Genomic DNA, 25,641 nt, shown 5'->3' on the forward strand with positions numbered 1-25,641 from the left:
TTAGCTGCCAAGTTACCTACTCAATAGGCCGCAAGAAGCTAGGCCGCTTGCGTAGCAGCATTAAATTAATAAAAGGGTTAACTAGGGCTGCCAGTAGGCAACCCACATCAATCTAGGCTGCGCTTAGCAGCTGTATCTGTTCACCTGCGTACCGCACAGGGTAGGTTTTCAGTTTGTATTGCGGTAATTGCAAACAACTGCCGGTATCTAAACAAAAATGCTGTTTATAAAGTGGCGACGCGACAACCACTTGTCCGGCAACGCACCCCATAATGCCCCGCGATAGCACATTGGCTTGCCCGATGGGGTCGTAGTTAGATACGGCATAGAGCTCATCGGTGCTACGGCAGCGAAATATCGCCACTTGCTCGTTATCTACTAACGCACACACACCTGTTCCGGCTACCACGTCATTGCGATGACACACATCAATCCAATTACTCATATCGCCTCCTAATCAACCAGCTCTACTATTTTAATCTGCTCCGCTTGGGGCTTCTCTCTCGGTACCCGTTGCTCACGCTCTCGAGAAAATGCCAAGCCATCATCGCCTAATTCACTATTAATAAAGTGTTGGAAACGCTTGAGCTTTTCAGGACTTTCTAAGGTAGTTTTCCACTCACACTGATATTGCGCGATACAGTGAGCCATTTCCGACTCTAGCTCAGCCGCTAAACCCAGTTTGTCGTCAATCACCACCTCTTTAAGGTAATCCAGACCGCCAGGTAAATTTTCCAACCACACCGAGGTACGCTGTAAGCGCTCGGCACTGCGGATATAGAACATCAAGAAGCGATCGACATATTGAATCAGCGTTTGGTCATCAAGATCAGATGCAAACAGATCGGCATGGCGAGGACGCATGCCGCCATTACCGCCGACATATAAATTCCAACCATTTTCTGTGGCAATAATTCCCACATCTTTTGACTGTGCTTCGGCGCATTCACGGGTACAACCAGATACTGCAAACTTCAATTTGTGAGGTGAGCGTAACCCTTTGTATCGGTTCTCTATATTAATCGCGAAACCTAGGCTGTCATTGACACCGTAACGACACCAGCTATCACCCACACACGACTTAACAGTACGCACAGACTTACCGTAGGCGTGGCCTGTTTCAAAGCCAGCATCAACAAGTCGGCGCCATATTTGTGGTAACTCATGCAGTTGTGCCCCAAACAGGTCAATACGTTGACCGCCGGTAATTTTGGTATAAAGGTCAAAATCCTTAGCCACTTCACCGAGTACAATCAGCTTGTCTGGCGTCACTTCGCCACCAGCAATTCTCGGCACAACCGAGTAAGTCCCGTCTTTTTGCATGTTGCCTAGGTACACATCATTAGTGTCTTGCAGACCAATGTGCGGTTCCTCTAACACATAGTCATTCCAGAACGAAGCCAGAATCGATCCAATGGTGGGTTTACAGACCTCACAACCTAGGCCTTTGCCATGGCTGGCTAGCAGCTCATCAAAGGTTTTTATCTTTTTAATGCGGACGATATCAGCAAGCTCTGGGCGAGTATAAGCAAAGTGCTCACATAAGCTGTTATCAACTTCGTGTCCCAGTGCGGCTAACTCACAATCCATCACCTGCTTGACTAATGCACTACAGCCACCGCAACCGGTAGACGCTTTGGTACAACTTTTAATGGCGGCCATATCGGTCGCCCCATCCGCTACCGCAGCAACAATGTCGCCTTTGGTGACGTCAAAGCATGAGCACAACTGCGCTGATTCAGGCAAAGCCTCTACACCAACACCTTGGCTCGCCTCACCGTCAACATTAGGCAAAATCAAGGCTGATGGATGATCGGGTAGCGGCATGTCATTGAGCATCATTTGCAGTAATTGACCATAGGCATCCACATCACCCACTAACACTGCACCTAAAACTCTATCGCCAGCCTCATTAACGATAAGGCGTTTATATACTTGGGCAACTTCATCATGAAAAGTATAAGACTGGGCGCCTGGAGTTTGGCCATGCGCGTCACCAATACTGGCTACATCTAACCCTAGTAACTTTAGCTTGGTACTCATATCGGCACCGGTAAATTGCTGTGACTCGCCACAAATGTGACTGGCTGCAGCCGCTGCCATGGCATACCCTGGTGCCACTAAACCAAAAATTCGTCCTTGCCATAATGCGCATTCACCAATGGCATAAATATCTTCATCACTCGTTTGGCAAGTATCATTAATCACAATGCCACCACGCTCACCCACGGTAATGCCGCACTGACGCGCTAGCTCGTCTTGAGGTCGAATACCGGCCGAGAAAACAATCATGTCGGTTTCTAAGTGGCTACCATCAGCAAAATTCAAGCGATAACGACTTTGACTACCAGCAACAATTTCCGTGGTGGCTTTTTCGGTATGAACGCTAACCCCTAAATCTTCGATTTGGTGACGCAGTAAATTAGCGCCCCCCTCGTCAAGTTGCACCGCCATCAGCCTAGGAGCAAACTCAACAACATGGGTTTCTAAACCTAAATTTTTCAGGGCATTAGCCGCTTCCAGACCTAGTAGCCCCCCACCAATAACGACGCCTTTATCACTGTGGCAGCTCGATTCTGTAATGGCTTCTAGATCATCAATAGTGCGATACACCAAACAATGTTCAGCATCACCGCCAGGAATCGGTGGCACAAAGGGGTAAGAGCCTGTCGCAAGCACCAATTTGTCGTAGCGTACCTGTTGACCACTGGCTGTCGTCACAAGGTGCCCCTCGCAATCAATGTCGGTGACTTTGTCACTCAGTAAAAACTTAACGCCATGTTGCTGATAGTAACTTTCATCGGTCAAGGCCAAGTCTTCAGCGGTTTTGCCACTAAAATAAGCACTAAGCTGCACTCGGTCATATGCCAGTCTCGACTCTTCTGAAAACGTCATTAAATCAAATTGATCAATCTTGCTCTGCGCTAACATGTTGTCGATAAATTTGTGACCAACCATGCCGTTGCCCACCACTAAAATTGAAGTTTTTTGCATCTTTATTCTCCCCAGAATAAGGTTAAGCGCTAAGGCGCGTGGTGGTGGAAGCTGTGGTTTCATTAATTTGTTGTTCAAACCAGCTGAGCTGCTGGGCAAGGTCAACAACCTTACCCACCACAATCAAGGTGGGTGACTGCAATTGATGCTGCGTCACCAATTGCGGCAACTGTGATAATTGGCCGCTGACAATTCGCTGCTGCGTGGTACAGCCTCGCTCAATTAACGCAACTGGCGTTTGACCATCAAGCCCTGCGGTTTGCAGCTCTGTACTGATCATCTCGCTTTTGCTTAATCCCATATAGAACACTAAGGTGTGGTCGAGCAACGCCAGCCCCTGCCAGTTGACCTGCAGATCGGTTTCGGCATGAGCGGTGACAAAGGTGCAGCCTTGAGAAACGCCGCGATGTGTCAAGGGAATCCCCGCATAGGCGGTGCAACCAGCACCGGCGGTGATACCCGGAATAATCTGTACGTCGATGCCTTTCTGTTTTAAACTCAGCACTTCTTCGCCACCACGGCCAAAAACAAAAGCATCGCCACCTTTTAACCGGCAGATATTCTTACCTTGTAAGGCTTTTTCAACCAGCAGCTCATTGATACGAGACTGCTCAACACTGTGCCTATTTTTCGCCTTGCCCACATATAGGGCCGGAGTGGTACTTGGAAACAGGGCGCAGATTTCAGCACTGACCAATCTGTCGTAGATAATCAGGTCTGCTTGTTCAATGCAGCGCAGTGCTTTTACCGTCAATAAATCCGGATCTCCCGGCCCTGCACCCACTAAACTGACACAGCCTTTAGCCGTTGATGTTGGCTCTTTACTACTGAATCTGAGTACACTCTGTTTTGCTTGGTTCGCTGACTTGGCCATATTGAGCGCCTCTACATTACTGAATTAATTGTCTGAACAAAATTCAGCAAAGGTGGTGCCAATCTTTACAAAAGCGCAACAAAAATATTTTAAAAACAATTAATATCAAAAGCTTAATGACAAACAACGCAAAACAAAAAACTAAAAGTGTTGATTTTGGTCAGCTAGAGATACGAAGCAGTCGCACCTTGTTAGTGCAAACAAAGATCAAAACAGGGCGCTGAAGCTATATTGCTGAAATTAAACGATTACACCATATACCTCTAAAGAGGTATATTGAAAAACCAACAAAATTAACCCACTGTTTTTTAAGTGTTTAATTTAACCTTGCAACCACAAAAACGCCTCTGGCCCAAACCTTGCTAAATAACCTAAACCTAGACAATAAAGGCTGTAATTGCGATGAGTCAAAACCCAAGTAGTCCATGGATAAAATCAACCTGTGCTTATTGCGGCGTTGGTTGCGGTATTGAAGCTAAACCACAACGTGATGGCACACTTAGTGTCCGTGGTGACAATGACCATCCTGCAAACTGGGGAAAGCTATGCTCGAAAGGAATGGCTTTAGGCGAAACAGTGACAACTACCGGCAGATTGCTACAGCCACACATAGCCGGAAGTCAATGTGATTGGTCTCAGGCAATCGCAACAGTCGCAAATCAATTTACCAAGACCATTGCTGAACATGGTCCTGACTCTGTGGCTTTTTATCTGTCAGGACAATTACTCACTGAAGACTATTACGTCGCCAATAAACTCATGAAAGGCTTTATTGGCAGCGGTAATGTGGATACCAACTCACGCCTATGTATGTCATCTAGTGTTGCAGGTCATAAACGCGCATTTGGTAATGATAGTGTTCCTGGTTGTTATCAAGATCTAGAAAGCGCCGATGCAATTGTGCTGGTGGGCTCAAACCTAGCTTGGTGTCATCCCATTTTGTTTCAGCGTATAAAACAAGCCAAGCAGCAACACCCCAACAAAAAGCTGATTGTTATCGACCCACGCGCCACCGCAAGTAGCGCGGATGCAGACTTACACTTGGCCATAAAACCGGGTAGCGATGTTTTACTATTTAACGGACTTTTTAAGTATTTACATGACCATGGCCACACAGACAGTGACTATATCAACCAGCATACCCAAGGTTTTGCTGCAAACTTAGCATCAGTGGCAGATCTGGACGATCTACAAGCGCTTAGTCAACAGCTGCAAATTAGCCAAGCCGACCTACTGACATTTTACCAAACCTTTGCCAATACAGATAAGGTCACTACGCTGTATTCTCAGGGGGTCAATCAATCCAGCCAAGGGACAGATAAGGTTAATAGCATCATTAACTGCCATTTGGTCACCGCAAAAATTGGCCGTAGCGGCGCCAACCCTTTTTCTATTACCGGCCAACCCAATGCGATGGGCGGACGGGAAGTGGGCGGGTTAGCCAATACCCTTGCGGCACACCTTGAGTTTAACAATGACAAGCACCAGCAACTGGTCAGCGAGTTTTGGCAAACAGACAACCTGGCAACACGGCCAGGACTGAAAGCGGTAGAGATGTTTGATGCCATCGCTAAGGGCAAAATAAAAGCGGTATGGATAATGGCGACCAACCCAGCTGTCAGCTTGCCCGATAGCGACTTTATCCAACAAGCATTAGCTCAGTGTCCGTTTGTTGTCGTCTCCGATTGCATTGCCAATACCGATACCGGAAAACTTGCAGATGTGCAACTGCCAGCCCAAGGGTGGTCAGAAAAGTCTGGTACGGTCACCAATTCTGAACGACGTATTTCCAGACAGCGACGCCTAACAGTATCCCCCGGTGAAGCACGACCAGATTGGTGGATCATAACTGAAGTAGCAAAAAAGATGGGCTTTGCTCAGGCTTTCAGTTATCGCCATGAAGCCGATATTTTTAGAGAGTATGCCGCACTCACAGCTGCTGCTCACCGAGCATTTAATACCGACTTAAATCTATCAGGGCTTGCAGAAATCAATGACCATCAATACAGCAACATGCCACCACAGCAATGGCCTGTGACCCACCTACAAACAGAAGTGAGTCATCAACACTTGCTTAGCGACGGCCAATTCTACACCGCCAACGGTAAAGCCAATATCATTCCCGTGCGCTATATCCCCTCACCTCAAGCTGTGACTAAACGCTATCCACTGTTGCTGAACAATGGTCGGATTCGCGATCAATGGCATACAATGACCCGCACTGGTTTATCGGTTACCTTGAGTAGCCATCAAGCTGAACCTTTGTTGTTAATCAACCCCGCTGATGCGGCAAGCTATCACTTAACTGAGGGCATGATCGCCCAAATTAACAGCCACCAAAGCCAACGTGCAGTCATGATGCGCGTCAGCCTTAGCAATCAAGTTAGTCCGGGACAGGTTTTTGCCCCCATTCACTGGAACAACAGTAATTCGGCGGCCGCAAAGATCGCCACATTGGGTCAATCAATTACCGACCCAGTTTCTGGCCAACCGGAAATGAAGCACACACCGGTGGCCATTACACCGTTTGTAAGTCGCAGTCAGGCCATATTGATCTCTCGACAACCGCTACTCTTTGCCAACTTGCCCGACAGTCCCGAATATTGGATTCAACAAACCATTGCCGGCGGCTATCGCTACATGATGGCCAGCAGTGTTGATGTGGCAGCCCTGTGTGAGAATTTACGCCAGCTGCAGCCGCAAAGCAGCAGTGCGCAACAAAGCATGCAACAAAGTGAGCAACAGGTTCGCTTTATTATGACCGATCAACAGCGTATCGAATTCGCCTTTACTTGCGCCACGGACCTTGATGTCAGTCAATACGATTGGTTTAGCCTGTTATTAACACAAACATCAACTGCACCAGAAAAGCTGCAGCAATCGCTAAGCAGTGTGTTGAGCGACCAACCACAGGGTGAACTTTGCCATGGCAAGATTGTGTGTGCTTGTAAGCAGGTGGGGATTAATCAAATTCATGATGCCATAGCCGATCAGCAACTTAGCGATGTGGCAGGTATCAGTCGCTGCACCCAAGCTGGCACCGGTTGTGGTAGCTGCGTGTCAGAACTGCAACAAATATTGGCAGAGCAACACAGCAAGGTAAGTGCTTACTAATCGCGAGACGCCCACTTGATGTAAAAAATAGATAGAATTAAAATCGACTACGCTGCAGACTCACTGATATTTACAGCCGAAAATATTGGCAAGCGCAGAAAACATATCAATAAGCGAGCTAACCTCGCTCGCTTATTGGCGCTAACATAGCCAGGGTTAAGCTTTAAGTGCCAGCACTTGGTCTATATCGGCCGCACTATGGCGCTCAACCAATTGCTCCCATTCTTCACCCCAACCACGATTAACAATGCGGCCGCGTTGCACAGCTTCACGTTGCTCAATTTCTTTGGCCCAGCGCAGTACATTCTGATAACTCGCGACATCTAAAAACTCAGCGGCTTCATACAAGTAACCCAGCACTAAATTGCCATACCAAGGCCAAATAGCCATATCAGCAATACTGTATTGCTCACCGGCAACATATCGGTGCTGCGCAAGCTGCTTATCTAGCACATCAAGTTGACGTTTCGCTTCCATGGCAAAACGGTTAATCGGGTATTCTTGCTTAACATCGGCATAAGCGTAGAAATGGCCAAAGCCACCTCCTAAGAATGGTGCCGAGCCTTGTGCCCAAAACAGCCAGTTTAAAGTTTGCGTTCTTGCTGCACCACTTGCAGGTAAAAACTGGCCAAATTTTTCTGCCAAGTGCAGTAAAATTGAAGCAGACTCAAATACGTTAACAGGCTCATCGCCTGAGCGATCCACTAACGCTGGAATCTTTGAGTTGGGATTCACCCCAACAAAACCTGAGGAAAATTGCTCTGACTCACTAATATTGATCAAATAAGCATCATACTCAGCTTCTTTTATGCCTAGCGCGAGTAGCTCCTCAAGCAAAATCGTTACCTTTTGGCCGTTCGGCGTAGCTAACGAGTAGAGTTGCAGCGCGTGATCACCCGCTGGCAATGCTTTTTCAAACCTTGCCCCCGACACTGGACTGTTAATATTGGCCCATTTATTAGCGCCGTTAGTATCGTTTACCCAAACTTTGGGCGGAGTATATTCATTTGTCATTGCCAATCCTTACCGTGAGAAATTCGCTCAATACTACCAACTAGTATAAAAGAGATATCTGGCCATTTTTTTCAGTTACAAGGGCAATCAATGATAATTGTTGAGCTATTTGGTCAACTTTCGGTTTTTAGCGTTAAGAATAACCATTATTCAATAGTTTAGAGTAAGCATAAAAAAGCCCGAGCTAATGCTCGGGCCATTTAACAACGCGCCATAGGGCTAGCTGATATAGCTTTGTCCTGCGTAGACAACAAAATGCCTAAGGGCGAGCACTCCCAATATCGTGCTGCAAGACACTGTCACTAAGAAACCTTTAGTGTGCTTCCAAGCACTTGGGGCGAATGTACTTGCAAGTACCGGCACGCCCAAACCAAGGCCCACAACACCAAACCAAAAGACACTCGCCCAGGTACCACTGGTAATGGCCGCGGTTGCTGCTTGCGCGGCAGGACCAGAGAAGTTAAGTCCAACAAACAGTAGTACTAAGCATAAGGCTTCGTTGAAGGCGACAGGGTATTCGATACGATGCACTTGTTCGATACAATCTGACTCTTTTTTGCTGAAGAACAGTGTCGCGACCAAAATGTTGCCCGCTGATCCCGCTGACAATGCCGAGGCTAAAAACAGCGCAGGTAAAACCGCGGTATTGAGGATTGGGTAGCTAATCATCGCCGAAAGTAAAAAGCCAGTGTAGACACCCACCCCTAATGCTAAGGCGAAAATCAGCTTGTTTAGGCTGCCTTCTAGTTTACGGCAGACCTTGAGTACACCCGCTAACCATGGGGCATAGTGCAGTACTTGTTTTTCAAAAACTAATGTCGAGAATACAAACACTAAGGGTATGTAGACCAGCAGTGCAAGCACCCCCCATGCCATCACCGAGGTGAAGTTGTAGTTGATGAGAATAAGATAAAACTCAAATGGCTTGGTTAAGTCGAGCACCAATAACGCCATTCCCAGGCAGATAGCCAGCGGCCCCAGCACCGCCGCCGCTTTAATCACAGGTAAGCCTTCACTCGGTAAGCCGCGGCTTTGCTTGTACCATTTCAAGCCAATGGCGACTAACATTGAGCCAGCGGATAGGCCGGCCATAAATAGGTAAACAGCGATAATCCAGTTCCACACAACAGGATCATATTGCTCCATAGAGCCCCAGATATTGTTCATGCTTTGATCCCTCCTTTACGGCTAGGAATACGGTAAACCCTAGGTTCTGTACCAAGGTTCACTTTCTGCTGATAGTTCGCTTTGGTATCTAGTACTTGGCGCACTTCAGAGTTAACATCGTTGGCATCGCCAAACACCAAGGCTTGTGTTGGGCACACACTCACGCACGCCGGGTCTTCTCCTCTAGCCAGGCGAGTACTCTTACAAAAATCACACTTGTCCGGAACGCGAGTTTCGGGGTTGATAAATCGCACTTTGTACGGGCAGGCCGCGACACAATACAAACAGCCCACACACTTGTTTTCGTTGATAGACACAATGCCATCATCGTTAACGTAAGCCGCACCCGTTGGGCAAACCTTGACGCAAGGGGCGTTTTCGCACTGCTCACACGACACCCTGTTGTACTTAAAATGCAGATTGGGGAAGTTGCCATAAGGCCCTTCAATGCGTACCTGTAGTCGCGTCACCGACTCAGGGACATTATTTTCACTGCGGCAAGCAACATTACATGCCTGACAGCCAATGCACTTATTTTCGTCGTGCACAAGAACATAACGTTTAGTCATAATGAACTCCGATTACAGCTTGGCAATTTTGACCCCGGTGGTATGCAAGTTCATACCTGTCACCGGTGATGTCACGTGAGGAAGTAAGTTGCCACAATGCACACCTTTGCCGGTTGCACGTGCTAACTCTTTGTTTTTCGAGCCGCAGCCCATATAAGCAAAGACAGTGTCGGGACGAATGCCTGGGGTAACCAACGCATGACCTTCTTCACTGCCAGTCGCGTTGTAAATACGGATTTTGTCGCCGCTACTGATATTAAATAGCCCTGCTGTGACGGGGTGGATCCACACGGCATTGTCTGACATCAAATTGGCGAGCATGGGCACGTTTTGAGTAGCTGCATTAGTATGTACCGCCACTTTGCCTTGAATAAAGAACAGCTCATCGGCTTTCTTAAGCGCGACTTCACGGTACTTAATGACTCCGCGGCCAGGCGCGAAACCTTCTACCTTTTTCGAGCTTAGCTCGATTTTTCCAGACGGTGTTTTAAAGCTCAACCGACTGGCGTAAGTCTCATCAGCATCCGGTTCGATGGCGTTGGGATATTGCGCGACAAAATCCTTAACCATAGAGGTTTCACGCAGCATTAAAGGTTTGCCGTAGCTTAACCACCCCTGCTGCTTAATATCTGCAAGCAAGCGGGTATCTTTATCTACTTGGAAAAGCCTTAGGGTATCCATGTTTTGCCAAGGGAAATATTCACCTAGCGCTAAACTGTCTGCCAACTCTTTCCAAATTTGCCAACTAGGTTTGGTATCACCGATAACATCAACAACTTGCTGACGTACATAATATGCAGGGTTCTTACCAGACTTATCGACAATCTCTTCATCTCGCTCTAGGTAGGTCGACTCAGGCAGGAAAATATCGGCATAGGCTGCACTTTCACTGATATAGATGTCACAAGCGACCACAAAATCGAGCTTTTTCATGGTTTCTACAATGCGGGCTCTATCTGTCATGGTTTGCATCGGATTGGTTCTGCTCATCACCCATGCGTGCAGCTGATACGGCTGTGCACTGAGGGTCGCATCAAGAATCGACTGGTAAACCCCACCAGACGACCACAACAATGAGTACTGTTCATCGACCATATCAATGCGCTTGGCATCAATTTTAGGCATATTATCTACACCCGGTTTGGCCAGTGTTGGGGCAACTTTTTCGCCGGCAAACTTGTTGTACTTTGATGCTTTTTTGCCGAAATACAGTCCGCCTTTTCGCTCGATATTACCAATCAACACATTGGCAGCATAAAGCGCGCGGCGCATTTCAAATTCTTCGGTGGTGAATGATGCTCGGTGGCCAAAATCCACCACGGCATGGGGCGCAGCAGCCGCATATTCATGGCTAATACGACGAATGTCTTCTGCTGGTACATCACTGACAGACTCAGCCCATTCGGGGGTATAGGCTTTAACTTCTTTGGCAAACTCGGCAAAACCTTCAACATAGCGAGCCACAAACTCACGGTCATAAAGGTCATCGTTAATCAGAACATGGCAGATAGCGAGCGCCACGGCGACATCGGTACCCGGCTTAATGGCGTACCACTCGTCGGCTTTATCTGCCACGATAGAAAAGCGTGGCTCAAACACCACTAACTTGGCACCTTTTTCCATTTGCGCATTCATCATGCCTCGAGTTTCAGACATATTGATGCCTTCATAGAGGTTATGACCAAAGTTAATGATGTATTTTGAATTACCTAAATCACGCTTTATTTTGCCACCAAACATTGCTTTAGCTGCAACTACATAACCTGCCGGGCACGTTGATGCGTGAGTAAAAGTGTTTGGGCTACCAAATGCCTTGGCGAGATGAAATAGATGTCCGGATAACGAACCTGACTTGGACGAGAAAGCCACGCTCTGTGCACCATGTTGCGCCTTTATACGATTCAGGTTTTCTGCAATAGTGGCGTAGGCTTCATCCCACTCAATTTCCTGCCAGTTGCCTTCACCACGTTCACCGACTCGCTTCAATGGTTTTACAATACGCTGCTTGTCATATAACTGGCTATGGCCGGCGCCGCCACGAGCACACACCGCACCACCAAATGATTTAGCTTGTTTATTGCCAAGAATTGAGACATTTTTGCCGTCAACAACCCGCGCAGAGATGGGGCAGCGAGTTGAACACATTTCACAAATACTGGCGATAGACTGTTCACTACCGCTAATAGAGGTTTTGCCTAATGCCGCGATGGATCCCGGCAACGTTGCTAGCATGCAGCCTGCAGTGCCGGCCCCTGCGCCTTTGATAAAGGTACGCCGATCTAGTTTCATGGTAACTCTCCCAATTGACTGAAATCCTTATAGGCGGTTAGCGAAAGTGGACGCTTGGCCAGATGCCCTTGATAGCGCTATATGCCGTAAGGTTTGCTCAATTGTGAGAGAGGAAGGGACGATTGAATATTGTGGTAAACCACATATCGAAATAAACAGTTAACGCTTTGTGATGTCATTCACAGTTCAAAATTCATCCAGCATAAGGAGTAAATTTTGGCTATTGTGGTTTACCACATATTTGCTAATACACTAGCGAAAAAACCAATACCCACCCTTAAGTGGCTGATTAATAACTAAATGACTATTTCTTTATCACTGCCACGTTTTTTTAAGACCACTTTAGCCAAACAACCGCACTGATTGTCATCGCGCGAAGTGAGACGAAGCCCGCCTTGATGCTCTTTAATCACCTCTTTGCAGATGGCCAAGCCCAAGCCTAGACCTTGAGACTTTGTGGTAAAGAAGGTGGCCGTTAAGGTGTCGCTATCTTGAGATAAGCCCGGTCCGTTATCAATCACGCTAAGCACAACTTGATGATCTAGAAAGTCCAAGTCGAGATGAATATGCCCTGGCTGAATATGGGCTTCGGTGATTGCATCAATGCTGTTTTTGACTAAGTTGACCAGCACCTGCAATAGGCCGACTCGGTCTGCGGTGATAAAGAAAGGTTCACCTTTAATCGAACGCTCGATTTGAATATCGTGGCGCTGTAGCTCTAAGCGCAACAAAGACACCGTTTCATCCACTAAGGTCAGAATATTCACATCACTCATCACCGCTTCACGGCGTTTCAACAGGCCACGAATACGATGCACCACTTCGCCGGCGCGAGTGGATTGTTTATGAATCTTTTCCAGTAAAGCGATAGCGGTTTGCTGCGCTTGGCGGGGATCACTTTGTAAACGCATGATGCCGCCTTCGCTGTAACTGGTTATCGCCGCGATAGGTTGATTAATTTCATGGGCTAAGCCGGCACCAATTTCTCCAACAATCGATGCACTTTGTAAGCGCTCAAGCGCAACAGCCTGTTGCTTTAGTTGACGCTCTGACTCCACCAATGACTCACTTTTTTGGTGAAAGCGATACTCAATCCACAGATGATATACCGTGGCGATGATAAAAATAACGATCGCTAACATACCCCAATGGCGATTTTCTTTAAGCCAAAACTGAACATCTTCCCAGCGGCTATTTTTTGGCGACTGCACATGCAGTTCACTAAAGAGCTGGATTACCGCTAACTGGCTAATGGGAGAGGTCCAGCCCATCAACTGCGCTTGCACTGCAGCCGGTGCATCAGCATCAAGATCCATCAGTGCTTGAGTGATTTTTTTACTCATACCAATGGCGACACTTTCACTGGCAGCAAAAGACCAGTTTGGATATAAATTGGTACTACATTGGCACTCGAAACCATCAGGCCGACTGGGGTTAAGTACCCGATAGTCTTTGGGATCAATCATGCCTCGCGCAACCATATCCTCGAAGGTACACAGAGGCGTAATCGCGGCATCGACGTTACCATCACGCACTTGGTACAGCAGCGGATCGAGGGGAAAGCCAAGAAACTTAGTTTCAGCGAAATAGGTTTTAGCGTCCATCCCCAATTTATGCATTAATCCCACGGTAGCTTGATACCCACCCAATGCATGGGGGTCACTGGCAGCAACGACCTTAGCTTTTAAATCGTAAACCGTGCGGTATTCGCTATCAGCACGCACTATGATTGCCGAGCCAATCGCCGATGTGGCGCCATTGTGTCGCCGCGAACGCATGGTCGCCAGCCAAGACAACGGATACTGATTAGAAAGAAACAGGTACTGACCGGGATTGGTGATAATAAACTGAATTTTGCCAGACTCCATGGCTTGATTCAGTGCGGTAAAATTGCCGGGATAGACATGAAACTGGGTATTGGACACAGCTTGCTCTAAATAGCTCATCATCGGCGTCCAGCGTTCGATGGCCTGCTGGTGGCCCCAATTGGCCAATACCCCTACGTAAAATTGTTGCGGCTGAGTTTGTGCGCTTGCCTGTAGCGACAAGGCGAGAAATATAAGCCCAAGCAAACGTAATATCATTGATTTAACCCCTAAATCACTCCTCACTAAGCTTACGCTAATGTAATGCCATATCAACGTGACAGGTTTCAAGGTTTATCAAGCTAAGATGGTTTAATCTGATGTTATGCGAGATAGGTCAAACACCACGACGACTGCAAGGATATTCCATGTCTATAAGCACCACAGGCCCCGTCTACTTAGTTGATGATGATGAAGCCATTGTTGATGCCATTGTTTTTTTGATGGAGGGCTACGGTTATGCCTTAACAAGCTTTCAGAGTGGACATGACTTTCTCGCAAACATCGATTTGTCCCAAGCAGGTTGCGTGATTTTAGATGCACGCATGCCCGGCTTAAGTGGGCCAGAGGTGCATCAGGCCTTAACCCAAGCTAATAGTCCGTTGGCGGTGATTTTCTTAACTGGCCATGGCGATGTGCCAATGGCGGTGGATGCCTTTAAAAATGGCGCTTTTGATTTTTTCCAAAAACCAGTACAAGGCGCAGCACTATCAAGTGCAATCGCAAAAGGCCTTGAATACAGTCATCGTCAGCACTGGAAATTAACCCACCAGCAGCTAATCAACCAATTGTCGACTCGAGAGAAACAAATTTTTGAATTGGTGATTGGCGGCCATACCAATAAACAGATGGCAGACCAGCTCTGTGTGGCTATTCGCACCATTGAAGTACATCGTGCCAAAATGATGACCAAATTAGGGGTGGCTAACCTTGCAGAGTTAGTTAAACTCGCCCCCTTGCTGCAATTACACTCCAATCAAACAGAGTCAAATTCCTGAGCGTATCGGCAGCGACTAACTGTAATTTAACTCATTAACTTGATTAATAAAGTACTCCATGACTGCATCTTTGGGTTTATTGTTGTGCCAAATAAGCTCAGAAGACCAGGTGTTGGCTCGCTGGTGTTTTTCTTCAGAGACATAAAAACGATCAACCTGCTGACTATCAATACTCTCTTGCAGCATGAATAGTGGCATCCAAGCCCATACGGGAGCGGATTTTAGCAATGATAATGTCTCATGAAATGAATTGCTGTATATCACTCGGTTACTGTAGTCATGGGTATTTTCTTGCCCGAGCTGCTTCATAAAATAAGCGGAAACCTGAGTTTTACCACGCAGTTCATCTAAGCTAATCTTTTGCTCTTTTAGACCCAATAGCGGCGAAGCTACCGCCACAACATCATAGCGGAACCCTTCCACTGCTTTTAGCTCTTGGTGACGATGAAAGGTGTTTACAGTAAGTGCAATATCAGCCTGATGCGACAACACCCAACTGCGTATTTGTAACGGGTCGCCACTTAACAGCTTCAACGAAACACTAGGATATTTATCGATAATAGCGGCAAAAATATCACTCAGCTGCGGTGAACTTAACATACTGTCAAAGGCTATCGTCACGCTACTGGGTGCATTTTGATAAAGACTATCAACCTTAAGGTCAAAAAATTCACTTTCGCGGACCACCGCTTGCGCGGCTTGGAATAGTTCATCGCCTTTGGTCGTTAACAATAACGAGCGTGGCTTGCGGACAAATAGCTCGATGCCCACTTCTGACTCTAATGCCGCCACCAACCCACTGACGGTCGATGTATGTTTACCGAGTCGGTAGCTAGCTTGCTTAAAACTTCCCGTTTTAACGGTTTCAACAAATGCATTTAATTGCTCAAGAGTTACCGCCATCAGCTTATCCTTATATTATCAATCAATCTTTAGAAAGGGTAAAACCCTCTCTTGGAGTTGTTCAACAATGACAATATACCTTCGATAATAGGTCTCAAGCAATCCAGCTTTGCAATTGATAACCAGTTACTAATTTGATGACCGAGAGGGTATTACCATGAAAAAATCTATTATCGCTTTAACTATGATAGCCAGCATTGCATCAGTCGCCAGCGGCACCGCAAGTGCCTGTTCACGTATTATTCAGGACACCGGTGATGCTCACGGCATTTCCATTGCCCGTTCTTATGACTGGGGCGGTACAGAGCTTAAATCAATCGCTCGTGTGCAAGTTAACGGTACTGAACGCACAAGCAAGCCCGTACCTGAATACCAGCATGCTGCGAGTTGGCAGGTGAAATACAACACGGTGTCTTTTGAAGAGGTAGAAACCTTCCACAATACCACTGGTGAGGCGATTAATACCGAGGGACTTTCTGCATCTATGCTTTATATGGACGATTCCAAATATTTTATTAAAGATATCAAAGATGATGGCAAACCCGCCGTACACTTAAGCGATATCGTACCGTTTATTGTAGAAAGCTACGCCAATGTAGAAGAAGCAGTACAAGCATTTGAAGACGGCCAATGGCAAATCGCTTTCAAAACAGGTATTGGCGGCCATCAGCATGGCTTTCATGTATCCGTGCAAGATAAGTCAGGCGACATCGCCTTATTTCAGCTAAATGCGGGTGGAAAAATGGTGGTGCATCGCGGCGATGTGAGTACCGATCTACGGGTAATGGCAAACTCTCCTCTACAACAAGACCATCGTGCATACGCAGCACAGTTCGATACAACTCAAACTGTTGGTTTGCCTAGCTCTATTAGCTCAGCGGATCGCAACGTACGAGGCTTAGCTGCGACCCATGCGGCCAACTGGAACGACGACAGTATTGGCACAGAGTGGATGAACATTCGTGGCAAAATAAAGTCAATCTTCGACTACGGCAACAAAGTGCCAGCAGATATGATTGATCCTACCAATGGTGTGGGCTACCGCACTTGGGAAACCTTTGTTTACTCACTTGAAACCGGCGGTATCACCTATTACAACGAAGGCAATGCTAGCCAGTTATCTTTGCACATCAATGACATCAAAACCATGCAAACTGAAACGTGTGCTGATATCTTTAATCAAGCGCACCAAACAGGAAAAATCTCATGGGGAGCATGCACTAAGTAAGCAACTCTCATACTAGCGAGTCACCACCAAGTTATTGGTGGTGACGCTTAAGCTACCAATATTGGGGTTGATTTAACGCCGCAACACATTGCACCGGTTCAGCTAATGCTGCAATAGCTTGACCGTTTAATGATTGGCCAATCCAGCCATGTGGATGCGACAAGGGAAACGGCGCAGCGATTACCTGCTCGCTAATCGGCTCAAAACCGACTTTGCCATAAAAGTTAGGATCGCCATAGGTCAACAATACATCGGCGCCTTGGGTTTTCAGTTGCTCAATAGCAAATCGAATCAATTGTTGGCCAACTCCTTGTCCTTGCATCGATGTCGCAACTGCCATCGGCGATAAAATAAAGCCCTGCTGTTGATTAGTCATTTTAAGCCGCGTCAATAAGGTAGCAGCCACAATGGTATCGTCTTGAATTGCAACACAAGTGACAATATCATCGGCAGCGGTCGTCCCGAGCATTTCAGAGACGAGTTGACCGATAACCTGGCCTTCACTTTCCCCTTCTGCATCGGCAAAAACGGTGCGGAACAGCGAGACCACTTCGGTGTTATCAACCACATTTAGTATTAAATATTGCATAGCTTACTCCACGGTATTGCTGCACCTTAGGCAACAACAAATCGATTTATTGGCACCAGCGTAGCGACATTAATCATCAAGGTGAACCAGTAGCTTACTTTTTAGTGGCCGAAGTAACATTTCACTGCCTATCACCGCATATAAAAACGGCAAAATTAACACCGGAATAGAATAGGCAAATACCTGCTGCAAGTGGTGTAAATCAAACTGCTGACCGATTTCAATCACCACCGCCACAAGGCCAACCAACCACACCAGTATGGCACTGGCATACACATAAGTGATCTGTTGCTGATATACATTTGCCAAGCGTCTAATGGGCTCACCACCTTGAATATCTTCAGCAAATAGATATTTAACCCCTCTAACACTCATCAGTAATCCTTCAACCCCCACACTCAGACAGGTTAATAAGCTAGTAAAGCAGAATATTAAAATAGCGATAGGCAAATCTATGTAGGTGCTGATTTCGGCGACAACCGAAAACAAACTCAACATTAACCCGATAACTAATGCAATGATGACTATTGCTCGCATGATCTTGCTCCTCGTCCAGTCGGCTTCAATGACAGCGTTAGCCCCTTGTAGATCGACAGGTGAAACTTGATAAGCCGATGCCAATGCCAGAACAGACTCAGCAGAAGCGCGCCCCTCTGACTCAATGCGTTGCACGGTTCGAAGTGATAAACCACATGCCTTAGCTAATAACTCTTGCGACCAGCCCTGCCTACGACGTAACTGCTTTAATTTTTCTACACTGAGCTGCATAAATGAATTCTCATAACTTCAATTATTTTCGACGCTATTAGCATGGTTTAATGGCTAACATTAGGCAATAAATACCCGTCGACAGTTTTACGACAGTGATGATAATGCTAATAACTCATGACTTGATAACTAAGAAAAAACTGGATATTTTTAATAAGATAGCGAAAAAGCAACCAGCAGTTGACAAAATAACAACTGCGCTTGCTAGTCTGCAACCAACCGATTTTTTACGCTAGGCTCACATCACTATACGAAGGAATGCACATTATGATTTTAGCGGAAAAGATTACTAAATTAAGAAAACAGATCGGCTGGTCTCAAGAAGAACTCGCGGAAAAAATGGACGTATCGAGGCAGTCAGTTTCTAAATGGGAAAGTGCCAATAGCATTCCCGATCTCAACAAGATAATTCGCTTGGCTGACATTTTTGAAGTTTCAACGGATTTTCTGCTTAAAGATGAATATGAAAACGTCAGCGAGCATGATGAGGTCAAACCCTCAGGCTTAACTCAGGTGAGCTTAGAGCAAGCTAGCCAATATGTAGACAGTAAAATGCAAGCGGCAGCGTTAACCACCAAAGGGGTGATATTATGTGTTTGCTCTGCAATACCGCTGTTTTTCTTATTAGCACTGGCCGAGACTCAACGGCTTAATATGACCGACGATATTGCCACTGCAATCGGTATCATTTGTATTTTAGTGCTGGTAACGATCGCAGTGAGTTTTTTCATCAAAACCAATCAATATGAAGCAGACACTGACATTATCGACAACCAAAAGTTTGAGCTAGCTTATGGCGTACATAGTGTGTTTAGCGAACGTTTGCAGACTTTCCGCCCCAGTTACAATACTCGCCTGTCTGTCGCAGTGGGCCTATTTATTTTTAGTTTTGTGCCGCTAGTCGTTGTTAGCATGCTATTTGATTACCCTGGTAGCGCGCTAATGATGTTGATTGTATTACTGTTTATGATTGCGATAGGGCTCGCTATTATTATTCCTGCCTCAACGCGGTTTGACGCCTATACCCATATACTCGAAGAAAGCGGTTTAGGTTCGGTAAAGTCTAAGCGCACCAAGCGCGCTGAAAAGCTCGCCGCTTTTTATTGGCCGTTAGTCACCGCTATATTCCTTGGTTGGAGTTTGTGGACCATGGACTGGGGCGTCACTTGGATAGTTTGGCCCGTTGGTGCGGTATTGTTTGGCGCCTTAGTCGGGTTAATGGAACTGTTCAGTAAAGAGGATGAATAGTCAATAACGGCTTCACAATGAATATCTCGGGGCGACCACTTCAGCCCCGCTTGGCTTACTGCACTAATTGCGTGATCAGTGTCCGTAGTTGCTGTAAGCCTCTACCTTTGTTGACCATTTTCCAAGCCATATAAATATCTTCAGCTTGATCGTTAGCATCAATCACATCAACTGCCACCAGCTCACCACTAGCAAGTTGGTTTTGTACCCGAACAAGCGGTAAAAAGCCGACCCCAACACCCGCACTGATAGCGGCAATTTTATGTTCAATACTGCTAACGTAAAACCGCTGTGATTGTTCAATGACGTTAGTAGACCATGGCACCGCTTTTTCGGCTGAGTCATGTACAACAACAGTCCTATACTGAGCAATATCTGCTTTGATGATCGCTGAATTTAGATTCGCTAACGGGTGCGATTTGGCCACTATCAGTTTTTGCACAAATTGAAACACCTTAGTTGCACGAATACCTTGCTGGCTAGGAATGGGGGCTGGCGCCCCGACTAAAAGGTCTATTCTGTCTTCAATTAACGCCTCCCAGCCACCGTGCATCACCTCTTCACTCAGATCAATTTCAATATTGGGGTGATGATGTAAAAAATCGGCCAGTACAGGCAGCAATAGTTTCACATCAAAAATAGTATCAAAGGCGATACGGATCCGAGGTTCCCAGCCGTGAGAAATGGTTTGTGTTTGTTGAGCAATATTACCAACAACGCCCAGTACTTTACGCCCCTCTTCAAGCAAATAGCGCCCAGCAGGAGTCAATACTGACCGCCGACCTTGACGAACAAACAAGGTTACCGACAGCTGCTCTTCCAGTTTTTGCACTATGTATGACACCGCAGATGGTACTTTATCGAGTTGCTCTGCCGCCGCAGCAAAACTGCCCCGGCTTTCAATGGCATCTAAAACAAGCAGTGCTTCTAGGGTGATGGGTGAATGCTGCATATCTGCTTACTCAATTGTTCAAATATTTTGAACATATTAAGCAAATAATTACGGTTATTCCAATAACTGCGCTTATTTACAATGAGTTCATATTCAAGACTACAGCAGTCGATGACCAAAATAATTTTAGGATATACGTTATGAACAGCTCAGCATTAAAAATGATTTTTAACTCAAACCCAAGCCTATCCGCCCTACCACTGCGACTTATCGCAGGTACTATTTTTGCTGCACATGGTGCCCAGAAACTGTTTGCTTGGTTTGGTGGTTATGGCCTAGAAGGCACCGGGCAATGGATGGAGTCGATTGGTCTGGCACCGGGTTTTTTAATGGCATTGCTGGCAGGGAGCGCGGAGTTCTTCGGTGGACTGTTATTAATTGTGGGTTTACTGACTCGCCCTACCGCTGTCGTACTGGCAGTTACCATGCTGGTGGCCATTTTTAGTGTCCATTTTGAAAATGGCTTATTTATGTCAAACAACGGCTATGAATTTGGTTTAGCACTGTTTGCTATCAGCCTAGCATTAGCATTGCAGGGGGCGGGTCGATTTGCGCTCGATAATTCACTCAGCCGCAAGCTGTCTTAAGCACACTAAAGCGACACCTAAACCAACATTAAACAATAGATTTTAAGGAGCATCATCATGGGACTAATCGTAGACGGTAAGTGGGTTGATAACTGGTATGAAACCAAATCCAATAAAGGTGAATTTCAACGTCAGGAAAGTCGTTTTCGCCATAGTATTTCAAATGACAAGGACAGTATTTACCCGGTAGAAGCGGGTCGTTATCACCTTTATGTCTCTTTGGCTTGCCCATGGGCGCATCGAACTTTGATATTTAGACAACTAAAACAACTTGAAGAGATTATCTCTGTGAGTGTCGTGCAGCCAGAAATGCGTGAAAACGGCTGGCAGTTTGCTGATGATAACAGTGACTTTAATGATGATTTGTACCAGCAACAGTATATGTATCAACTGTACCTTCGCGCCGCTAGCGACTATGAAGGCAGAGTTACTGTGCCGGTATTGTGGGATAAAAAGACCCAAACCATCGTCAATAATGAATCCAGTGAGATCATTCGCATCTTTAACAGTGCCTTTAACGATCTAACTGGCAACCATGAAGACTATTACCCCCTTGCACTGCGTAACGAGATAGATGCTGTTAACGAGCGTATTTACCACACGATCAATAATGGGGTATATCGCGCAGGTTTTGCGACCACTCAAGCAGCTTACGACAAAGCTTATGATGAGTTGTTTGCTAGTTTAGATTGGCTAGAGCAGCACCTAAGCACTCAACGCTATTTAGTCGGTGACACATTAACAGAAGCAGACTGGCGTTCATTCACTACCTTGATCCGCTTTGATGCCGTTTACCATGGTCACTTTAAGTGTAACCGTAATAAGCTGAGCGAATTCCATCACATCAGCAATTATGTGCGCGAGCTATATCAGTTTGGCAGCGTAGCTAAAACCATCGATTTGGATTACACCAAAATCCACTACTACGCGAGTCATGAGACCATTAACCCAACGTTGATAGTGCCTAAAGGGCCAACACAAGATTTTGGCTTGCCCCATGATAGAGCGGCAATCTCAAAGTAAACCGTCATCAACCAACGGGGAGATAAATGATGATCAACCACATTGCATTTGCACAATTAGGTAAAGCCAACCACGGCTGGTTGCGGGCCAATCATCATTTTAGTTTTGCCCACTATTACAATCCTCAGCGTATGGGCTTTGGCACTCTGCGAGTGATTAATGATGATTGGGTTCAAGCGGGAGCCGGATTCCCGTCTCACCCGCACCAAAATATGGAAATTATCAGCTTTGTGCGTAGCGGGGCGATCACTCATCAAGACAGTATGGGCAATACGGGGATTACGCCAGCCGGTGAGGTACAAGTAATGAGTGCGGGGACAGGCATTATGCACTCTGAATATAATCGCTCAACGCAGCCACTGACTTTATACCAAATTTGGATAGAGCCTAAACAACAAGGTGTAACACCGCGTTGGGACAGCAAAAAATTCGCCACCACCTCAAGTAAAGACAGCTTCCCTTTGCTGGTATCAGGTTATAAACAAGACGCTGAACAAGCACTGTTTATTCATCAAGATGCGCGTATTTACGGGGGGAAAGTGACTGCAGGTAGTAAAATCACTCTGCCTATCATTCATCAGGCTTATGTGCTTGCCTCCAGCGGCAGTTTTACGATTTTCGACGAACTAGGCCAAGGGATTAATCTACACCAAGGCGATGGAGCTGAAGTGACTGCGCAAAGCAGATTAAAAATAGAGGCGACTGCAGAAGCTGAGATAATTGTGATTGATGCGCCTTAGCGTGACATGTTGTGAGCGGCATGCTTGAGTATGATGCCGCGAAAACTAGTTCACTCCGTATAACCAGTCTAAACCTTGAATAAGTGTGGTGGGAAATGCCGTTGAATGGCTAGCACCATCAATCACAGAAAATTTGAGTAAGATATTGTTATCTGTCTGCATGCTTATCTTTGCAGCTAGTTGTTTCGCCCCGGCGACCATATCTTCGCGTTCACCAAACTTAGGTTGCTCCAGCTGACCAACAGACAAATAGACTTTGGTAGCCTTACTCGGTTTAGCTATTTTAGCAGTAAGTATGGCGTGGTTATTAAACCAAACCGAAGGGCTTCCCAGAATATAACTGCTGAACATATTAGGCTGAGTGAACAACATATAAGCACCAAACAGCCCACCAAGTGAGTTACCGACAAACGTTCGTTGTAATTGATTTACTCGATAGTGAGTTTCAATATAAGTAAACACCGTTTCACGTATGAACAGCGCATGCCCTTTGGCGTTACCAGTGGGTAGCTGCCAATCACTAGCGAGACTTGGGGTATAGTCTCGTACACGGCTAGACGGACCTTTTGCTCCCTTTGAATAAGAAATACCAACAATAATAGCTTCTGCCATGGCGCCGGTATTCATCGGAAAACGCGTTGCACCTGACGCTAACTGAAAACTGTAATTGGCATCAGTTAGATATATCACAGGATAGTGTTTATCTTGATTGGCTAAGTATGATCGCGGTAATTTGATATATAGCGGATAAACTCTGCCACTTTGCGGATCTGTCAGCTCAACCACTTTACTGCGCGGAATTTCAAAGCCCTGCTTTGCAGACGCCCACGGGCAGATAAACACCAGCACCAACCAAGCGACATACTTCACTTTCCAGCTCCCACCAAATCAAGCACACAAGTTACGACATATCGAAGGCCTGAATCAGTCGCATGGTAACTGACTCAAGCCCTCTCACCAAGTTACTTTACTAGCTCAACTTCGCCTGGTCGCCAAGTCTGATCAATCCATGGTTGCAGTGGTGAGTACATACGTAAAATCACAAACCAACTCTTTCCAGGAATGGTCTCAATCCAGTTATTTTCAAAGCCTTTTGGTGCCTTAGGGCCAAAAAATACCGAAAAAGAACCGTCTTTATTCTTGATTAAACCGTCTGTATTACCACCAACTGTTGGACTGGCTTGATGAGTTTGCAGCATCGAACGTGTTTGAGTGTCGTAAACCGTCACCGCCCAAAAGTTGCCCGTAGGCGGGTTGGCTGGAATGTTAAGTTTATAGGTCTCAGCGCCATCAAATGTCTGTTTGTTAGCATCGACATAGCTTATTGCATAGTCCGAGCCCTTACCAAGGCGTGGTGCCGCCATCGCTGGCGTCACTGCGGTATAGGGATAGTGGAACATAACTCGTGCGTCGGTGTTCATGGTTTGGCCATTGTCACCATTAAAATGCACATTACGATCCGTGTACGCCATGATCCAATTACTATCTGTATCAGGATAAACTCGCACACCGGCTAAATTTTTATCATCTCGTGGATACCAAACAATCGATCGCGACGCCGCATTACCCAGTGCAACACCGTCGGCAAGAATTTTCTTCATCCGAGCATCCGGATTAAACGGCTTGCCTTTTTCTATACCTATTGAAGCAAACAGCCCGCGAGTTTCAGCATCAACAACCGATAACGGTTCATATTGAATGATTTCATCAAGGTGATGATAGAACTCACTGTTATTGGGATGAATGGTGTTAAACGCCTTACCCGTTGCGCTAACAAATTTCATTTCTGGCTGTTCGGCAAATTTCGACAGTGGGTAAACTTTTACGTTATCAGTCACCAGTGATGCCGCAGCAGCAACATCGCCATTTTTAACTGAAGAACGTAAGAATACCCACACTTTATAAGTTTTAGGACGGTACACCGCAAAGCCATCAGGAATAGGTCCATCATACCCAGGCGGTACATATAAATATTTGCCAGCAGTTGGCAAGTTATTGATATAGCGGAACCACGCGTCGTTGGCAGCACCAAGCAAACCATCAGGTACTTCAACTACGGTTGGGCCATCTCGTTTTAGATCAAGATCGGGAATAGCGTAAACAGTTGAGCTATTGCCAGTTAGAAACAGCGACTCCGGCCCCATTAATTTATCAAAAATCATCACCTCATGGGCTTCAACCGCACCAAGCGAATGAGCACCATCAATCAATGCTTTAACTGAGGCGCCCGGCATACCTTTTAGAAAGCTGTCCATTGCCCGTGTGGTGTCGAGGTAATCATATACCCGGCGAGCGGTATCAGCGGTTGGCGCACCATCATTGAAACGCAAAGTACCAATCGAGGTTTTTACTTCATCGGGTGTTTTAATTGAATTGAGTACTTCTTCTGGCACGTCAGCTAAGGCGCTACTGCTAGCCAATAGTAAACCTGCAGATAACCAGGTGTGCGCGCGTTTTATTTGCATGAATCCTTTCTCCTAATGCTCATATCCATTGTTAACGGCTTCCCCTAGCGCTGATATTTTGCCTGTAAGCGACGACACCAGTGCTATATTTCACCACTGTTTACAAGGTTATTTTATTTTAAAATTTAGTGATATAAGCAAGTTAACATGTTAATTGCCATTCGGGAAACGCTATGAGTATCCCCCTAACTAGATTGATTGGCGAAACAAATAAAATGCGTTTAGCCCCCTAAAAACATAGCCAACAATCAATT

At 46.2% G+C, this 25,641-nt stretch carries 21 protein-coding genes; 7 read left to right on the top strand and 14 right to left on the bottom strand.

All coding sequences use genetic code 11. The annotated features are described in order from the left end of the window. Window positions 1-112: 112 nt before the first annotated feature. The 3 genes from nirD to cobA are packed head-to-tail and all read right to left on the bottom strand — an operon-like array spanning window position 113 to window position 3,868. A complete protein-coding gene (gene nirD, locus FLM48_RS22280; RefSeq protein ID WP_028774181.1) occupies window positions 113-445 on the bottom strand; it encodes a nitrite reductase small subunit NirD in 333 nt (110 codons plus the stop codon). An 8-nt stretch (window positions 446-453) separates the two neighbouring features. After that, on the bottom strand, window positions 454-2,994 hold the full coding sequence (gene nirB, locus FLM48_RS22285; RefSeq protein ID WP_179026180.1) for a nitrite reductase large subunit NirB: 2,541 nt from the start codon (window positions 2,992-2,994) through the stop codon (window positions 454-456). Between the two features lie 22 nt (window positions 2,995-3,016). Continuing rightward, window positions 3,017-3,868 (bottom strand): uroporphyrinogen-III C-methyltransferase, encoded by an 852-nt coding sequence (gene cobA / locus FLM48_RS22290; RefSeq protein ID WP_179026181.1) that lies wholly within the window; start codon window positions 3,866-3,868, stop codon window positions 3,017-3,019. A 402-nt stretch (window positions 3,869-4,270) separates the two neighbouring features. Here cobA and FLM48_RS22295 point away from each other — a divergent pair, with 402 nt between their 5' ends. After that, window positions 4,271-6,982: a nitrate reductase gene (locus tag FLM48_RS22295; protein WP_179026182.1), complete on the top strand. Its 2,712-nt coding sequence runs from the start codon at window positions 4,271-4,273 to the stop codon at window positions 6,980-6,982. A 156-nt stretch (window positions 6,983-7,138) separates the two neighbouring features. Here the strand turns inward: FLM48_RS22295 and yghU are convergent, their stop codons facing one another. From yghU to FLM48_RS22320, 5 genes are all read right to left on the bottom strand, one after another. After that, window positions 7,139-7,996: a glutathione-dependent disulfide-bond oxidoreductase gene (gene yghU, locus FLM48_RS22300; protein WP_179026183.1), complete on the bottom strand. Its 858-nt coding sequence runs from the start codon at window positions 7,994-7,996 to the stop codon at window positions 7,139-7,141. 219 nt (window positions 7,997-8,215) lie between these two features. After that, the gene (nrfD, locus tag FLM48_RS22305) at window positions 8,216-9,163 is read right to left on the bottom strand and encodes an NrfD/PsrC family molybdoenzyme membrane anchor subunit (RefSeq protein WP_179026184.1); all 948 of its coding nucleotides are present in this window, start codon (window positions 9,161-9,163) and stop codon (window positions 8,216-8,218) included. After that, window positions 9,160-9,732, bottom strand: coding sequence for a 4Fe-4S dicluster domain-containing protein (locus tag FLM48_RS22310; protein WP_179026185.1), 573 nt, complete (start codon window positions 9,730-9,732; stop codon window positions 9,160-9,162). The genes nrfD and FLM48_RS22310 overlap by 4 nt, the downstream gene beginning before the upstream one ends. A 12-nt stretch (window positions 9,733-9,744) precedes the next feature. Next, a complete protein-coding gene (gene phsA / locus FLM48_RS22315; RefSeq protein ID WP_179026186.1) occupies window positions 9,745-12,021 on the bottom strand; it encodes a thiosulfate reductase PhsA in 2,277 nt (758 codons plus the stop codon). A gap of 296 nt (window positions 12,022-12,317) precedes the next feature. Next, on the bottom strand, window positions 12,318-14,105 hold the full coding sequence (locus tag FLM48_RS22320; RefSeq protein WP_179026187.1) for a sensor histidine kinase: 1,788 nt from the start codon (window positions 14,103-14,105) through the stop codon (window positions 12,318-12,320). A 149-nt stretch (window positions 14,106-14,254) separates the two neighbouring features. On the opposite strand from FLM48_RS22320, the gene FLM48_RS22325 reads away from it, so the two are divergent. Next, complete coding sequence (locus FLM48_RS22325) at window positions 14,255-14,884, top strand: response regulator transcription factor (RefSeq protein ID WP_179026188.1); 630 nt, start codon at window positions 14,255-14,257, stop codon at window positions 14,882-14,884. A gap of 15 nt (window positions 14,885-14,899) precedes the next feature. On the opposite strand, the gene FLM48_RS22330 is transcribed toward FLM48_RS22325, so the two are convergent. Then, window positions 14,900-15,787, bottom strand: a complete 888-nt coding sequence (locus FLM48_RS22330; protein WP_179026189.1) for a LysR family transcriptional regulator — start codon at window positions 15,785-15,787, stop codon at window positions 14,900-14,902. A gap of 157 nt (window positions 15,788-15,944) precedes the next feature. Between FLM48_RS22330 and FLM48_RS22335 the strand changes: the two genes are divergently transcribed. After that, window positions 15,945-17,015 carry a linear amide C-N hydrolase gene (locus FLM48_RS22335; protein ID WP_179026190.1) on the top strand — a complete coding sequence of 357 codons (1,071 nt, stop codon included), beginning with the start codon at window positions 15,945-15,947 and terminating at the stop codon, window positions 17,013-17,015. Window positions 17,016-17,067: 52 nt separating this feature from the next. On the opposite strand, the gene FLM48_RS22340 is transcribed toward FLM48_RS22335, so the two are convergent. Together FLM48_RS22340 and FLM48_RS22345 are read right to left on the bottom strand one after the other, a co-directional pair. Continuing rightward, entirely contained in the window at window positions 17,068-17,604 is a 537-nt protein-coding gene (locus tag FLM48_RS22340; RefSeq protein WP_179026191.1) for a GNAT family N-acetyltransferase, read from the bottom strand. 69 nt (window positions 17,605-17,673) lie between these two features. Then, window positions 17,674-18,372, bottom strand: coding sequence for a helix-turn-helix domain-containing protein (locus FLM48_RS22345; protein WP_179026192.1), 699 nt, complete (start codon window positions 18,370-18,372; stop codon window positions 17,674-17,676). A gap of 267 nt (window positions 18,373-18,639) precedes the next feature. On the opposite strand from FLM48_RS22345, the gene FLM48_RS22350 reads away from it, so the two are divergent. After that, window positions 18,640-19,620, top strand: coding sequence for a helix-turn-helix domain-containing protein (locus tag FLM48_RS22350; protein WP_179026193.1), 981 nt, complete (start codon window positions 18,640-18,642; stop codon window positions 19,618-19,620). Between the two features lie 55 nt (window positions 19,621-19,675). Here FLM48_RS22350 and FLM48_RS22355 read toward each other — a convergent pair whose 3' ends face one another. After that, complete coding sequence (locus tag FLM48_RS22355) at window positions 19,676-20,572, bottom strand: LysR substrate-binding domain-containing protein (protein WP_179026194.1); 897 nt, start codon at window positions 20,570-20,572, stop codon at window positions 19,676-19,678. A gap of 140 nt (window positions 20,573-20,712) precedes the next feature. Between FLM48_RS22355 and FLM48_RS22360 the strand changes: the two genes are divergently transcribed. Genes FLM48_RS22360 through FLM48_RS22370 form a run of 3 tightly spaced genes read left to right on the top strand, consistent with a single transcriptional unit; the run spans window position 20,713 to window position 22,922 of the window. After that, window positions 20,713-21,159 (top strand): DoxX family protein, encoded by a 447-nt coding sequence (locus FLM48_RS22360; protein WP_179026195.1) that lies wholly within the window; start codon window positions 20,713-20,715, stop codon window positions 21,157-21,159. 57 nt (window positions 21,160-21,216) lie between these two features. Beyond that, window positions 21,217-22,182 (top strand): glutathione S-transferase family protein, encoded by a 966-nt coding sequence (locus tag FLM48_RS22365; protein ID WP_179026196.1) that lies wholly within the window; start codon window positions 21,217-21,219, stop codon window positions 22,180-22,182. A 29-nt stretch (window positions 22,183-22,211) separates the two neighbouring features. Next, window positions 22,212-22,922, top strand: a complete 711-nt coding sequence (locus FLM48_RS22370; protein ID WP_179026469.1) for a pirin-like bicupin family protein — start codon at window positions 22,212-22,214, stop codon at window positions 22,920-22,922. Between the two features lie 45 nt (window positions 22,923-22,967). On the opposite strand, the gene FLM48_RS22375 is transcribed toward FLM48_RS22370, so the two are convergent. Together FLM48_RS22375 and FLM48_RS22380 are read right to left on the bottom strand one after the other, a co-directional pair. Next, the gene (locus FLM48_RS22375; RefSeq protein ID WP_179026197.1) at window positions 22,968-23,792 is read right to left on the bottom strand and encodes an alpha/beta hydrolase; all 825 of its coding nucleotides are present in this window, start codon (window positions 23,790-23,792) and stop codon (window positions 22,968-22,970) included. Between the two features lie 92 nt (window positions 23,793-23,884). Continuing rightward, window positions 23,885-25,387, bottom strand: a complete 1,503-nt coding sequence (locus tag FLM48_RS22380) for a DUF1254 domain-containing protein (RefSeq protein WP_051484659.1) — start codon at window positions 25,385-25,387, stop codon at window positions 23,885-23,887. Window positions 25,388-25,641: the final 254 nt, after the last annotated feature.

Origin of the sequence: Shewanella sp. Scap07, from assembly GCF_013394145.1 — a bacterium.
Classification (GTDB): domain Bacteria; phylum Pseudomonadota; class Gammaproteobacteria; order Enterobacterales; family Shewanellaceae; genus Shewanella; species Shewanella waksmanii.

What these genes read in the sequence shown, in the direction of transcription:
- FLM48_RS22360 (WP_179026195.1), top strand. Translation starts at nt 20,713, where the DNA reads ATGAACAGCTCAGCATTAAAAATGATTTTTAACTCAAACCCAAGCCTA.
- FLM48_RS22340 (WP_179026191.1), bottom strand. Translation starts at nt 17,604, where the DNA reads ATGCAATATTTAATACTAAATGTGGTTGATAACACCGAAGTGGTCTCG.
- FLM48_RS22355 (WP_179026194.1), bottom strand. Translation starts at nt 20,572, where the DNA reads ATGCAGCATTCACCCATCACCCTAGAAGCACTGCTTGTTTTAGATGCC.
- FLM48_RS22310 (WP_179026185.1), bottom strand. Translation starts at nt 9,732, where the DNA reads ATGACTAAACGTTATGTTCTTGTGCACGACGAAAATAAGTGCATTGGC.
- phsA (WP_179026186.1), bottom strand. Translation starts at nt 12,021, where the DNA reads ATGAAACTAGATCGGCGTACCTTTATCAAAGGCGCAGGGGCCGGCACT.
- FLM48_RS22330 (WP_179026189.1), bottom strand. Translation starts at nt 15,787, where the DNA reads ATGGCGGTAACTCTTGAGCAATTAAATGCATTTGTTGAAACCGTTAAA.
- cobA (WP_179026181.1), bottom strand. Translation starts at nt 3,868, where the DNA reads ATGGCCAAGTCAGCGAACCAAGCAAAACAGAGTGTACTCAGATTCAGT.
- nirB (WP_179026180.1), bottom strand. Translation starts at nt 2,994, where the DNA reads ATGCAAAAAACTTCAATTTTAGTGGTGGGCAACGGCATGGTTGGTCAC.
- FLM48_RS22325 (WP_179026188.1), top strand. Translation starts at nt 14,255, where the DNA reads ATGTCTATAAGCACCACAGGCCCCGTCTACTTAGTTGATGATGATGAA.
- yghU (WP_179026183.1), bottom strand. Translation starts at nt 7,996, where the DNA reads ATGACAAATGAATATACTCCGCCCAAAGTTTGGGTAAACGATACTAAC.
- FLM48_RS22365 (WP_179026196.1), top strand. Translation starts at nt 21,217, where the DNA reads ATGGGACTAATCGTAGACGGTAAGTGGGTTGATAACTGGTATGAAACC.
- FLM48_RS22370 (WP_179026469.1), top strand. Translation starts at nt 22,212, where the DNA reads ATGATCAACCACATTGCATTTGCACAATTAGGTAAAGCCAACCACGGC.
- FLM48_RS22320 (WP_179026187.1), bottom strand. Translation starts at nt 14,105, where the DNA reads ATGATATTACGTTTGCTTGGGCTTATATTTCTCGCCTTGTCGCTACAG.
- FLM48_RS22345 (WP_179026192.1), bottom strand. Translation starts at nt 18,372, where the DNA reads ATGCAGCTCAGTGTAGAAAAATTAAAGCAGTTACGTCGTAGGCAGGGC.
- nirD (WP_028774181.1), bottom strand. Translation starts at nt 445, where the DNA reads ATGAGTAATTGGATTGATGTGTGTCATCGCAATGACGTGGTAGCCGGA.
- nrfD (WP_179026184.1), bottom strand. Translation starts at nt 9,163, where the DNA reads ATGAACAATATCTGGGGCTCTATGGAGCAATATGATCCTGTTGTGTGG.
- FLM48_RS22380 (WP_051484659.1), bottom strand. Translation starts at nt 25,387, where the DNA reads ATGCAAATAAAACGCGCGCACACCTGGTTATCTGCAGGTTTACTATTG.
- FLM48_RS22335 (WP_179026190.1), top strand. Translation starts at nt 15,945, where the DNA reads ATGAAAAAATCTATTATCGCTTTAACTATGATAGCCAGCATTGCATCA.
- FLM48_RS22295 (WP_179026182.1), top strand. Translation starts at nt 4,271, where the DNA reads ATGAGTCAAAACCCAAGTAGTCCATGGATAAAATCAACCTGTGCTTAT.
- FLM48_RS22350 (WP_179026193.1), top strand. Translation starts at nt 18,640, where the DNA reads ATGATTTTAGCGGAAAAGATTACTAAATTAAGAAAACAGATCGGCTGG.